The sequence below is a fragment of the Bartonella sp. AP3QHHD genome (genome assembly GCF_042195765.1).
In the GTDB taxonomy this organism is placed as follows: domain Bacteria; phylum Pseudomonadota; class Alphaproteobacteria; order Rhizobiales; family Rhizobiaceae; genus Bartonella.
On the sequence record NZ_JBHIPC010000111.1, the window covers coordinates 25,581 to 39,321 of the forward strand.

10 protein-coding genes and 1 pseudogene are annotated in these 13,741 nt (G+C 38.2%); 6 read left to right on the forward strand and 5 right to left on the reverse strand.

Translation table 11 applies throughout. From position 1 onward, the window contains the following. The first annotated feature begins 85 nt into the window (after nucleotides 1-85). The 6 genes and pseudogenes from ACFIL7_RS09235 to ACFIL7_RS09260 all read left to right on the forward strand — a co-directional run bounded on the left by ACFIL7_RS09235 (nucleotide 86) and on the right by ACFIL7_RS09260 (nucleotide 7,553). The gene (locus ACFIL7_RS09235) at nucleotides 86-1,576 is read left to right on the forward strand and encodes a replicative DNA helicase (RefSeq protein ID WP_375617652.1); all 1,491 of its coding nucleotides are present in this window, start codon (nucleotides 86-88) and stop codon (nucleotides 1,574-1,576) included. Nucleotides 1,577-2,179: 603 nt separating this feature from the next. After that, nucleotides 2,180-3,124: pseudogene (locus ACFIL7_RS09240) on the forward strand (DnaB-like helicase C-terminal domain-containing protein); the annotation flags it as partial. A 6-nt stretch (nucleotides 3,125-3,130) separates the two neighbouring features. Continuing rightward, nucleotides 3,131-4,507 carry a DNA repair protein RadA gene (gene radA / locus ACFIL7_RS09245; protein WP_375612937.1) on the forward strand — a complete coding sequence of 459 codons (1,377 nt, stop codon included), beginning with the start codon at nucleotides 3,131-3,133 and terminating at the stop codon, nucleotides 4,505-4,507. Nucleotides 4,508-4,649: 142 nt separating this feature from the next. Continuing rightward, nucleotides 4,650-5,225 carry a CvpA family protein gene (locus tag ACFIL7_RS09250; protein ID WP_375634135.1) on the forward strand — a complete coding sequence of 192 codons (576 nt, stop codon included), beginning with the start codon at nucleotides 4,650-4,652 and terminating at the stop codon, nucleotides 5,223-5,225. An 82-nt stretch (nucleotides 5,226-5,307) separates the two neighbouring features. Next, complete coding sequence (purF, locus tag ACFIL7_RS09255) at nucleotides 5,308-6,801, forward strand: amidophosphoribosyltransferase (RefSeq protein WP_375661828.1); 1,494 nt, start codon at nucleotides 5,308-5,310, stop codon at nucleotides 6,799-6,801. A gap of 2 nt (nucleotides 6,802-6,803) precedes the next feature. Continuing rightward, nucleotides 6,804-7,553 carry an SDR family NAD(P)-dependent oxidoreductase gene (locus ACFIL7_RS09260; RefSeq protein ID WP_375620812.1) on the forward strand — a complete coding sequence of 250 codons (750 nt, stop codon included), beginning with the start codon at nucleotides 6,804-6,806 and terminating at the stop codon, nucleotides 7,551-7,553. 70 nt (nucleotides 7,554-7,623) lie between these two features. On the opposite strand, the gene pssA is transcribed toward ACFIL7_RS09260, so the two are convergent. From pssA to cysS, 5 genes are all read right to left on the reverse strand, one after another. After that, nucleotides 7,624-8,463 (reverse strand): CDP-diacylglycerol--serine O-phosphatidyltransferase, encoded by an 840-nt coding sequence (gene pssA / locus ACFIL7_RS09265; protein WP_375634140.1) that lies wholly within the window; start codon nucleotides 8,461-8,463, stop codon nucleotides 7,624-7,626. Between the two features lie 8 nt (nucleotides 8,464-8,471). Next, nucleotides 8,472-9,170, reverse strand: coding sequence for a phosphatidylserine decarboxylase (locus ACFIL7_RS09270; protein ID WP_375634142.1), 699 nt, complete (start codon nucleotides 9,168-9,170; stop codon nucleotides 8,472-8,474). Between the two features lie 117 nt (nucleotides 9,171-9,287). Next, the gene (locus tag ACFIL7_RS09275) at nucleotides 9,288-11,171 is read right to left on the reverse strand and encodes an ABCB family ABC transporter ATP-binding protein/permease (protein WP_375634144.1); all 1,884 of its coding nucleotides are present in this window, start codon (nucleotides 11,169-11,171) and stop codon (nucleotides 9,288-9,290) included. Between the two features lie 117 nt (nucleotides 11,172-11,288). After that, nucleotides 11,289-11,960, reverse strand: a complete 672-nt coding sequence (locus ACFIL7_RS09280) for a DUF421 domain-containing protein (RefSeq protein ID WP_375634302.1) — start codon at nucleotides 11,958-11,960, stop codon at nucleotides 11,289-11,291. Between the two features lie 39 nt (nucleotides 11,961-11,999). After that, nucleotides 12,000-13,508, reverse strand: coding sequence for a cysteine--tRNA ligase (gene cysS / locus ACFIL7_RS09285; RefSeq protein ID WP_375634146.1), 1,509 nt, complete (start codon nucleotides 13,506-13,508; stop codon nucleotides 12,000-12,002). Between the last annotated feature and the right edge of the window lie 233 nt (nucleotides 13,509-13,741).

Consider the following 13,741-nt stretch of genomic DNA (forward strand, 5'->3'; position numbering starts at 1 on the left):
GATTTGTCGCTCTATTCTTTTAATTATACGATTTTCAATTTATCGCCTAAAGTAGCTAGACTTAGAATTTTAGTGGAAAAATATTATGGAAGAAACTAACGTTGTTAATGTCAGCTCTTCAAAGAAAGAGGATTCTCCTTCTTTTCGGCAACTTCCGCATAATATTGAAGCTGAACAGGCATTGCTTGGTGCCATCTTTATAAACAATGATTCTCTTGACCGCGTTTCAGATTTTCTAAAACCAGAACATTTTTTTGAACCATTGCATCAAAAAATTTATCATGTTTTATCTCATCTTATTAAAACAGGAAAACGTGTAGATCCAGTTACAATCAAGCCCTATATCCAAATGGAAGAAAAAATTGGAGATATTACTGTATACCAATATGTTGTTCGCTTAGCCACAGAGGCAGTCACTATTATTAACGCTGAAGATTATGGACGCGTCATTTACGATCTTTTTATCCGACGGTCTTTGATTAACCTTGGAACTCAAGTTGTCAATACAGCCTTTGATGCTCCTGTAGAACTCACGCCTACCCAACAAATTGAAACTGTTGAAAATCAGTTATTTGAGCTAGCAGAAAAAGGGAAATATGGAGGTGGATTTGAAAATTTTAATGAGGCTATTAAAAAAGCTATCGATATGGCAAGTGCTGCGAAAAAGCGCTCTTCACAATTATCAGGGATAGCCACCCATATTAAAACACTTGATGAAAAAATGGGAGGATTACAAGCATCTGACTTAATTATCCTTGCGGGCCGCCCTGGTATGGGTAAAACTTCACTGGCTACCAATATTGCCTTTAATATTGCTAATGCTTATAATCGTAATGCCAATATCCAAGAAAATGAAGGCGGCATTGTAGGATTCTTCTCACTTGAGATGTCATCCGAACAGCTTGCAACCCGTATTATTTCTGAACAAACAGAAGTCTCTTCTTCTGATATTCGGCGTGGTAATATTTCAGATGAACAATTTTCAAAAATTATTCGTGCGGTGAACCAACTACAAAAGGCACCCCTTTATATTGATCAAACTGGTGGAATATCAATTACGCAATTAGCTGCTCGTGCGCGGCGTCTCAAGCGGCAACATGGTTTAGATATCTTGTTTATTGACTATATCCAACTCATGACAAGCAGTTCAAAGCGTTCATCAGAAAATCGTGTTCAAGAGATCACAGAAATTACCACAGGATTAAAAGCATTAGCGAAAGAATTGAATATTCCTATTATCGCTCTCTCTCAACTTTCACGTCAAGTAGAAAATAGAACAGATAAACGTCCACAGCTCTCAGATTTACGTGAATCTGGTTCAATTGAGCAAGATGCCGACATCGTTCTGTTTGTCTATCGCGAAGAATATTATCTCAAAAATGAAGAACCAAAACTAAACACTTTGGAACATCAAAAATGGCTAGAAATAATGGACAAAGCTTTTGGAAAAGCTGATGTTATTATTGCAAAACAGCGCCATGGTCCGACAGGAATCGTTCCCCTTGCCTTTCAATCTGACTTCACACGCTTTAGTGATCTGGCCGATAGTAATTATCTTCCAGAGCAAATTGGTTAAATCAACATGACGCGCAATCGTATTCAATTTATCTGTCAAAATTGTGAAACCATTCTTCTCATTAAAAAATGTAGTTCTTATCAAGAATGAAATTTCTTACAAAGAATCATTTTTCAATGATTCTAGCCGCCGTTATTTGCTATTTAATAACATTCTTCTTGCATGAAATGATAACACATCTCTTAATGTTGTAAGTGGGGTACATATATTAAAATCCATAGCTAATCTAAATCTTTCTATATTGTTCCTTCTTTTACAAAACTCCTTCTCACAAGACACTCATTTTCTTGTTTTTAAATTCAAAAATAATTGCTGCTGTTGTGCAAGGCTGACTATTATGTAGAATATCAGAAACTTTCCTCTTTATAGGACAACCTCTAACCTTTTAACAAAAATATTTTCTAATCTATCTGAAAAATTACCCTAGTTACCGCAATATAAAAAACAAGCAGTGTTTTAAATACTACAGCACAGAGAAAATTCTACAACATGCAAAATATTCTTGATATAAAATTGCATAAAAACTGATATCTAACAAAAGGAAAGTGTATAATTATGCTAGAAAAAAAAGAAGACTGCGATAGTAGATTTGACAGTCTTGATGAAGCTATCAAAAGAGTTGTTGATATAGCAAGTGCTGCAAAAAAGCGCTCTTCGCAAATATCAGGGGTAGCGACTCATATTCAAACACTTGATGAAAAAATGGGAGGATTACAACCATCCGACTTAATTATCCTTGCGGGACGCCCTGGTATGGGTAAAACTTCACTTGCTACCAATATTGCCTTTAATATTGCCAATGCTTATAATCATAATGGTAATATCCAAGAAAATGAAGGCGGCGTTGTAGGGTTCTTCTCACTTGAAATGTCCTCAGAGCAGCTTGCAACACGTATTATTTCTGAACAAACGGAAGTCTCTTCTTCTGATATTCGACGTGGTCATATTTCAGATGAACAATTTTCAAAAATTATTCGTACGGTAAATCAGCTCCAAAAGGCACCCCTTTATATTGATCAAACTGGAGGAATATCAGTTTCACAACTGGCTGCCCGTGCTCGGCGTCTCAAGCAAAAACATGGTTTGGATGTCTTAATTATTGATTATATCCAACTCATGACAAGTGATTTAAAATACACATCTGAATATCGTATTCAAGAAATCACTGCAGAATTAAAAGCTTTAGCAAAAGAATTAAATATCCCTATTATTGCTCTTTCACAACTTTCACATCAAGTTGAAAACAGAACAGATAAACGCCCAAAACTTTCAGATTTAGGTGGATTTGGTTCTATTGAGCAAGATGCCGACATCGTTCTGTTTGTCTATCGCGAAGAATATTACCTCAAAAATGAAGAACCAAAGTTCGGTAGCCTTGAACATATGAAATGGATAGAGACAATGGACAAAGTTTTTGGAAAAGCTGATGTTATTGTTGCAAAACAACGTCATGGACCGACAGGAATCGTGCCACTTGCCTTTCAGTCTTCTTTCACACGATTCAGTGACCTGGAAGATAATGATTATCTTCCAGAGCAAATTGGTTAAATCGATATGGCGCGTAATCGTATTCAATTTATCTGTCAAAATTGCGGAACCATCCATTCTCGTTGGGCAGGGAAATGTAGCGCTTGTGGGGAATGGAATTCTCTTATCGAAGAAACTATAAATAGCGGCATAGGAAGTGGTCCTAAGCAGAATGCTCGTAAAGGACGCATTGTCACACTCACATCTCTTTCTGGAAATATCGAAGATGCTCCACGTATTCATTCTGGTATTGCTGAACTTGATCGTGTTACCGGTGGGGGCTTTGTCCGTGGATCAGCACTCCTTGTTGGAGGTGATCCGGGTATTGGTAAATCAACATTGCTGACACAAACAGCCGCTGCTTTATCACGTAAAGGATATAATGTCATCTATGTTTCAGGTGAAGAGGCTATTGCGCAAATTTGTCTGCGCGCACAAAGGCTTGAAGCTAACAATACAGAAGTGAAACTTGCTGCTGAAACCAATGTTGAAGATATTCTGGCAACCTTAAGCGAACATAAAAACCTTGATATGGTGATTATCGATTCGATTCAAACCCTATGGTCAGATACAGCAGATTCAGCACCTGGCACTGTCACACAAGTACGTATCGGTGCTCAGGCAATGATCCGCTTTGCCAAGAAAACAGGAGCCGCCGTTGTTCTTGTTGGGCATGTTACAAAAGATGGACAAATTGCTGGTCCTCGAGTCGTTGAACATATGGTTGATGGCGTTCTCTATTTTGAGGGTGAAGGAGGACATCATTATCGCATTCTTAGAACTGTAAAAAATCGCTTCGGACCAACAGATGAAATTGGTGTCTTTGAAATGTCTGATAAAGGATTACGCGAAGTGATAAATCCATCTGAATTATTTTTAGGGGAACGTAATGAAAAAGCACCAGGCGCTGCTGTTTTTGCAGGAATGGAAGGGACTCGCCCGATACTCGTAGAAATTCAAGCGCTTGTTGCTCCTTCTTCCCTTGGGACACCAAGACGTGCGGTTGTCGGATGGGATGGAAATCGCCTTTCTATGATTCTTGCCGTTTTAGAAGCCCATTGTGGCATTCGTTTTGGACAGCATGATGTCTATCTGAACGTAGCAGGTGGATATCGCATATCAGAACCCGCTGCTGATTTAGCTGTAGCCGCTGCTTTGGTATCTTCTCTTGCCAATATCGCATTGCCAACGGATTATGTATATTTTGGTGAAGTTAGTCTTTCAGGAGCTACCCGCGCTGTTGCACATTCAGCACAGCGCATCAATGAAGCAAAAAAACTCGGCTTTCAAGGAGCCTTTCACCCCACAACAACAACCGAAATGATGAAGTCGCTCAACTTTCAACAAAAAACTTTCTCCGACCTTCCCGAACTCGTTGCTACTCTTACCGTAAGTAAAAAATGATCTGCACCGCAGATATGATAATATAGAAAAAACTCTATAAAATACAAAAGATCCTTGCTATAAGAACAAAAAATGGCATAAAAAAAAATATATTTGCACACAGACTTAAAAGAACACAACTTTATGTATAAGGAACAAACAAATGATCATAACAATCCTTGATGGAATTGTCGTAGTAATCATCCTGTTGTCCGCTTTTCTTGCTATGCTTCGAGGATTTTCACGTGAAGTGTTATCGTTGATTTCTTGGGCAGTTGCAGCTGTTACGACACTGTTTTTATTCAAACCTGTCTTACCTTTCTTTGAACAATATCTCTCTAATAAAATGATTGCATTGATCACAACATTGGTCACAATTTTTATTATTGTTCTCATTATTACTTCAATTATTACAATGAAGATCTCTGATTTTATTATCGATAGTCGAATTGGTATCCTTGACCGTACTATTGGTTTTATTTTTGGAGCACTTCGTGGTTTACTTATCATGGTCATCGGTATGTTACTGCTTAATGCACTGATTAAACCCGAGCTTCAAGCGAATTGGTTAAAAAATGCAAAAACAAGGCCTATTTTAGATTCATTGGGACAAAAAGTTTGGGAAATACTCCCAAAAGATATTGGATCTGTTCTCGAAAAGACGGAAAATTTGTTTAAAGACAGCAATAAACATACGTATGAGCAACACTCTCATGAAAAGATAATTTTCAAAAAATAGAGAATAGTTTTTCATGAGGAAAGAGAACTAAATGATGTAAAATGTGATATTAATGATTCCTCCATATCACAACTGAAAGAATATGATGATAAAAAGCGATGTTTTCTGTCAAGAATTTTCATTAGATGATGATACCCTTCATGAAGAATGTGGAGTTTTTGGTATTCTTGGGCATGAAGATGCCGCAACATTAACAGCTCTTGGACTCCACGCACTTCAGCATCGTGGGCAAGAAGCAGCTGGGATTGTTTCTTACCATAATAAAATATTTCATCAAGAAAAGCATTTAGGTCTTGTTGGAGATCACTATACAAACCCTGCAACACTTGCACGCTTACCAGGAAATCGTGCTATTGGACATACCCGTTATTCAACAACTGGAGAAGTGGCATTACGCAATGTTCAACCCCTTTTTGCTGAATTGAAAGTTGGAGGTATTGCTATTGCGCATAATGGTAATCTTACCAATGGTCTCACATTACGCCGTGAACTCATCGCTTCTGGTGCTATCTGTCAATCAACGTCGGATTCAGAAGTTTTTCTCCATCTTATTGCCCGCTCACGTTATGAATCGTCCTCTGATCGTTTTGTTGATGCGATTCGGCAAGTAGAAGGTGGGTATGCTATGTTAGCGCTCACACGTACAAAACTTATTGCGGCACGCGATCCAACAGGAATTAGACCTCTCGTGATGGGGGAACTTGATGGTAAGCCTATCTTTTGTTCTGAAACTTGTGCTCTTGATATTATTGGAGCAAAATATGTCCGTGATGTTAAAAATGGAGAAATCATCATATGTGAAATACAAAAAAATGGGGAAATTACGAAAAAAATTATAAAACCAGAAAATACAAAACCAGAAAAACTTTGCTTGTTTGAATATGTTTATTTTGCCCGCCCAGACTCAATCGTTGGAGGGCGTAGTGTTTATACAATACGCAAAAATATGGGAAGCCGTTTAGCACAGGAAGCCCCTTGTGAGGGTGATGTTGTGGTTCCTGTTCCTGATGGAGGAACGCCTGCTGCAATTGGCTATGCACAAAAAATTGGAATTCCCTTCGAGCTTGGTATTATTCGTAATCACTATGTTGGCCGCACTTTTATCGAACCAACACAACAAATTCGCGCTTTTGGCGTCAAGTTAAAACATTCGGCAAACCGTCCTGTGATTGAAGGAAAACGTGTTATTCTGGTTGATGACTCTATTGTACGTGGAACAACATCCCTTAAAATTGTACGAATGCTTCGCGATGCAGGAGCAAAAGAAGTTCATATGCGCATTTCTAGCCCTATGATTTTTTATCCTGACTTTTATGGTATTGATACACCTAAAGCTGAAAACCTTTTAGCAAATCAATATCCAGATTTAAAATCTATGTGTGATTTTATTGGAGCGGATTCATTAGAATTTCTTTCAACGGATGGATTATATCTTGCTGTAGCAGGGGAAAAACGGAATAACGCCGACCCACAATTTACTGACCATTATTTTACTGGATATTATCCTACGCATCTGGTTGATCAAGAAAATCTCTCCAAAATTCATCAATCATTTGTTCTTAAAACAAGAGATTAATGATGACAAAACGTGACTTTAGTCTCCATGGGCGTGTTGCACTTGTTACTGGCGCATCAAGAGGGATTGGCTATTATTTAGCACTCGAGCTTGCTGCACGCGGCGCTCATATTATTGCTCTTGCACGAACAGTCAGTGGACTTACTGAATTAGATAATCAAATCCGAGAAAAAGGGGCTCATGCAACCCTTGTTCCCCTTGACTTGCATCATATGGAAAACATCGATACCCTTGCTATCTCAATTGCCAAACGCTGGAAAAAACTTGATATTATCGTTGCAAACGCAGGAATTCTTGGAACACTCTCACCAATAGCGCATATAGAAAACACGGTATTTGAAGATGTTTTTCAAATAAATCTTTTCAGCCAATGGCGCTTAATGAAAGCCGTTGAGCCTTTATTACGTGAATCTGATGCTGGACGAGCCATCCTGTTATCCTCAAGCGTTGCGCATGCTGCGCGCCCTTTCTGGGGAGCTTATGCAGCCTCTAAAGCGGCTTTAGAGGTGATTGCCCGCTGTTGGGCAGAAGAACTCAAACAAACCCCTATTAAGATTAATTGTGTCAACCCTGGTGCCACACGCACTGCCATGCGCGCTGAAGCTATGCCCGGTGAAGATCCACAAACTCTCCCTTCACCACAAGAGGTTGCAAAAAAGATAGTCCATTTGTTATCACCTGATTTAAAGGAAACTGGAAAACTCTTTAATGTCCATAAAAATCGGTTTGTAGATTATCATGTACCTGATTGATCATCATATGAGAAGTAAATCGTTTGACTCTCTCTTTTTCCTGTGCTTTTCGACAGAAGAATGAAGCACTTTATAATTCTTGGATAGCTTTAGCATCAGCCTTTTTCTCTTCTAAAGTAGCACGTTTATTATAAGCGATAAAACTACAAGGGAGAAAAATCATATAGCTAACAGCTGTAATCAATAAAGTTTCCCATGTGTAAGTCGCAAGAAAACCGACATAAATAACAATGACCAACATGCACGGTATAACGATATCGCGCCTTAAATTTTGATCAATTGTTTTTGCATTCCATACCGGTAAACGACTAATCAAAAGAAAAGCAATAATTACAGTATAAAGACTAAAAAATAATGCCCACCCCCAATTGGGGACCAAACCAAGAGTGCCTAAATAGGTAGGCAATAAAAGTAATAATGCTCCTGCTGGTGCTGGAACACCAACAAAATAACTTTTCTGCCACTTAGGTATATTGGGATTATCTAACATCACATTAAAACGTGCTAATCGCAAACAACAAGCAACACAATAAACAAGGGCAGCAACCCAACCAATGTGATTTGCTTGATTCAAGATAAAAGAATAAACAATGAGTGCAGGGGTAACACCAAAATTTATAACATCAGCAAGAGAATCCATCTGTGCCCCAAAAGATGAACTACCATCTATTAAACGGGCAATGCGACCATCAGCACCATCTAAAACTGCGGCCAAAAGCACCATTAAAATAGCAGCTTCATAGCGATGTTCAAAAGCCAAACGAATGCTGCTCATCCCTGCACAAATTGCTAAAATAGTAATGATATTAGGAATGACATACCGCATTGATGTAGGTGAACGCCGCCGATTTGCAACATCATCATGCTGCCCCTCAGGATTGAATGAAGAAAATGGCGAAAAATTTTTCATTGTGAGTCCTAATCGTATCTGAAGTCCGTTGTGGCACTCTTATCATCAAAAGAACCCAAAACTGTTTCTCCAGCAATTGCTGTCTGTCCAACTGCAACACGCAATTTCATTTCAGTTGGTATATAAACATCAAGGCGAGAACCAAAACGAATCAATCCAAATCGCTCACCAGTCATAACGGCATCGTTTTCTTTTGACCAGCAAACAATCCGGCGCGCAACCATTCCCGCTATTTGTACGACACCAATTTTACCATGTTTGCTATCAATTACCACCCCATTACGCTCATTAAACTGACTAGCTTTATCAAAGTCAGCATTAGTAAATCGACCTGGCTGATAAACGATAGACTCTACTGTACCACTGATAGGAATACGATTAATATGGCATGAAAAAACATCCATAAAAATGGAAATACGGATCATTTCATCTTTCCCTAATCCTAATTCTTCAGGTGGAACACATGATTCCACAAATGAAATACGCCCATCTGCAGGCGACATAACCCAATTTGAATTCAAAGGGATCACACGATCTGGATCACGGAAAAAGTATACACACCACACCGTGAGAACGAGACCAAACCAAAACAACGGACTCCATATCCAACCAAGAATGAGCGAAATAACAAAAAACGCTACAATAAAAGGATAACCTTCTTTATGAACCGGTACAAAGCTATTATGGAAAGATTGCAGAATACTCATATAATTTCCTATTCATCGTAAACTTAAACAAGCAACAAAGCTTTTTGTTCCTCTTGTGTCTTTTTATGTATTTAATCAATCACTCCATATAAAGATATAGATTACATTTTGCTCTATTTATTTTTTACGATTAACAACACTCGTCTCATCTTCTTCACGCATTTTACGTAATTTTTCTTCCGCTTGCGATGCTTCAAGCTGCTTATTCCACATTGAAGCATAAAGACCTTTCTTGCGTAAAAGCTCTGTATGCGTCCCATTTTCAATAATACGACCACTTTTAAGAACTAAAATTTCATCCGCATTGATAACAGTAGAAAGACGGTGAGCAATAATCAATGTTGTACGTCCACGGCTTACAATATCCAATGCTTGTTGAATTTCCTGTTCCGTCGCCGTATCAAGAGCCGCCGTTGCTTCATCTAGAATAAGAAGTGGAGGAGCTTTTAAAAGTGTCCGAGCAATAGCCACGCGTTGTTTTTCACCACCTGATAATTTGAGACCTCGCTCTCCTACCATAGACTGAAAACCTTCCGGTAAAATTTCAATAAATTTTGATATTTGTGCCATTTCAGCAGCTTTGCGCATCTCTTCATCTGTAGCACTTGGACGCCCATAGCAAATATTATAGGCAATTGTATCATTAAATAACACCGTATCTTGTGGGACCATGCCAATCGCTTCACGCAAACTCTTTTGTGTTACGTCACGAATATCCTGCCCATCAATTGTGATAGAGCCTGCATCAACATCATAAAACCGAAAAAGCAACCGAGAAATAGTAGATTTACCGGCACCCGATGGACCGACAATAGCGACTGTTTTTCCTCCAGGAACTTCAAAATCAATATCTCTGAGAATCTGACGTCTCGAATCATAGGAAAACTTTACCTGATGAAAACAAATGGTCCCATCGCTTATCTCTAACGGTTTAGCATCCGATTTATCAACGATCTCTTTCTGAACATCTAAAAGATCAAACATTGCTTCAATATCCGTTAGACCTTGTCGAATATCACGATACATTGAACCAATAAAATTTAGTGGAATGGAAAGTTGCATTAAAAGCGCATTAATAAAAACAAAATCTCCTAAAGTTTGTGTCTTATAAAAAACTTCATAAGCTGACATCAGCATCATGATCGTCATTCCAATACCAAAGATAAGAGTCTGACCAAAATTAAGCCAGCTTAACGATGTCCAAATCTTTGTTGCGGCTTTTTCATAACCTACCATAGAAGCATCAAATCGATCGGCTTCTAGAGTTTCATTACCAAAATATTTGACCGTTTCAAAATTCAAAAGAGAATCAACAGCGCGAGTATTCGCCTCAGTATCCGCTGTATTCATTTTTTGCCGAATGCGAATACGCCAATCACTCGCCTTAATGGTAAACACGATATATAATCCAACTGTTGCAACAACGATGAGAAGATAATGCCACCCATAACTTATGTAAAATACCAGTGCCGTTAATATAAATTCTAAAACTGTTGGTACTGTACTAAGAATTGAAAATCTTACGATCGCTTCAATTCCTTTTGTTCCACGCTCAATCACACGAGAAAGCCCACCTGTTCGGCGTTCCAAATGAAATCGCAAAGATAACTCATGCATATGTACAAAGGTTTTATAAGCTAATTGACGAACAGCGTATTGACCAACAGTGGCAAACAGAGAATCGCGTAATTGATTTAATCCAGCCTGCATAATACGCGCGACATTGTATGCCAAAACGAGCATGATGGGAATAATCCAACTGGATGGGAACCATTTAGGTGGCTGAAAGCTTGAATCAAGCACATTCGTAGAATATTTAAAGAAATACGGTACAGATATGAGAACGAGCTTAGCCAAAACAAGATAAAATATTGCCCACAACACACGCATTTTTAGATCACGCCGACCTACTGGCCACATATAGGGCCATAAATTGTAAAGTGTGTGCAGAGTTCTCCCTGTATCTGATGATACAGTTTTTGTCATTTCATTGCGTTTCATAAAGTCCTTACTTCTCTATCATCCGCACAAACAGGTAAAATACCCTCTGTGGTTGTTTATAGATTCATCTCTTCATTACGGAGCTTCCAATAAGCTATACCTACCCGTTTTTTGAAGTTAGACTGTTTTTGAAAAAGGAACAAGAAATAATCCACTATACAATTTATTATTTTGATCTATATTTTCATACCACTCTGCTGCGAATAAACTTTCAACTTTTACATGTTTTTTTTTCAATTCTGCCTGAAGCCACTTTTTTGTTTTACCAATCTCTTTAAGTCCCTCATCAATAACTTCACCATTTTCTATTAAAATCGTCGATTTCTTTCCCTCTTCCTTTTTAATGACAGTGAAATCACCATTGGTTTCCAAACGAACAAAAGCAGCTTCATGTAAGTGACACCCTTTAAGACGTAACATCGTAATGAGATCATTAATATTGATCCCTAAGCTCTTAATCTTATCCATTTGGAAAACTCCATCTAAAACTAATGTGACATTCCGCCCTGCAATAAGACGACGAAAAAAAACTGAATAGCGTGCAATAAAATTAAAAGATGTAATCAAGGTTTGCCAGATGAATAAAACAAGCAATAATTGAATGCTACTAATATTCTGATTATAAATAACTCCTCCAATAATACCTCCCATGACAAAATTACTGACCAAATCAACTGGTGTCATCTGACTAAGACTCCCCCGCCCCGTCGTTCTTAAAATAAATAAGAAGGCAACAAGACCTACAGCCAGTTTAAGCGCGATATATCCATAATGATATAAAAATTCCATCATATTCTCCTTTTTTATGAAGCTGCAGGAATAGAGAAATTAAAATCGTTTTATTTCCCACACAGTTATGCGCTCACCACTCTGCGGATCCTTACTGTCTTTTAAAAGAACCCCCTCGGCTGCAAGCTCATCACGAATTGTATCCGCTGCTTCCCACTCTTTATTATGGATAAGTCTTAGTCTTTCGGCAATGCGCTGATCAATAAATTTTGTATCAAGGAAAGTTTTTCTCATAAATAATGGGCAATCTATTTCTTTAATCCATTCTTGTCTTAACAGTCCTAATAAATTCATCCCATTCAGAAGAGCCAAAGCATTTCCTTCTTTATAAAATTTTCGCAAAAGAGTCAGTGCTTTTGGAGTATTAAGATCATCACTAAGTGCATCTATCAAAGTATCATCAATTGCTTCATTGTTTTTCATCTCACTCTTTTTGCTGCGAAGCCATTCATACCAACGATACAGTTCGCTGCTCGATTTTATTAAACGCTGTGCTGTCCAATTTAATGGTTCACGATAATGCGTTTGCAACATCGAAAAACGCGCAGACAAACCAGCCCAATTTTGCTTCATTTCATCGGTTAAAATACCATTAAACTCCCCAAAATTATTCTCTAAAACAGAACGAATAGTTATGAAATTGCCAAAGCTTTTCGACATCTTTTTGCCTTCAACTTGTAAAAAACCATTATGCATCCAAAAATTAGCCATTCGCTCCGTCCCAAAAGCTGAACAACTTTGTGCAATCTCATTTTCATGATGAGGAAAAATTAAATCAATTCCACCACCATGGATATCAAAAACATTGGCGGTCGGATCATCACAGGTTAAACCACCGCCATAGGGCGCTAATAACTTTGCCATTGACATTGCAGAACATTCAATATGCCAACCTGGACGACCTAAAACAGGAATTCCGCCCGGTGATTCCCAACCTGGTTCTCCTTCCACAGAAGGCTTCCACAAAACAAAATCCATCTCTTCCCTTTTATAAGCAGCAACATCGATACGCGCCCCCGCCCTCATTTCATCTAAAGAACGATTTGCAAATGCCCCATAATGGGGAGGATTTTTTATGCTACTTACAGAAAATAATATATGATTTTCCGCTTCATAAGCGTGCCCCTTTTCAAGCAACCTTTCAATTAAAGAGCGCATCTCCTCTAAATGCTCAGTGGCGCGTGGCTGACTGGTTGGCAACAGACAACCAAGTGCTATGGTATCTTGTTGAAACTGAGAATATGTACGTTCTGTTAAGTGACGAATAGCCTCATTCAATGATACGTTTGGATATTCGCTAGCTGCTCGTGCATTAATTTTATCATCGACATCTGTAATATTACGCGCATATAGAACATGCTCATTGCCATAAACATGACGCAATAAGCGAAATAAAATATCAAAAACAATAACAGGACGTGCATTTCCTATATGCGCATAATCATAAATTGTCGGTCCACAAACATAAAGACGTACTCTTGTCGCATCTATTGGTGTAAATTTTTCTTTTTTACGTGTTAGCGTATTATAAAATCGCAACTCTTTCATTTATTGACTCCATGGACGATATTATGCACCGATCCTTTTAGATGTATCTTATCTCAAATCATTGTATTACGCGGTTTAAGCTAAAAACTTGTATCTTATAGTAAATTCTTCTTACCATTTTCCCATTGTATTTACGGCTGTATTCATCGTTTATCATAAAAACAATCTATTTTATTTGATTGGACAAAAGCGTTCTATCATTAGAGATGCTTTCCCTCCTTAAAGAAAATGAG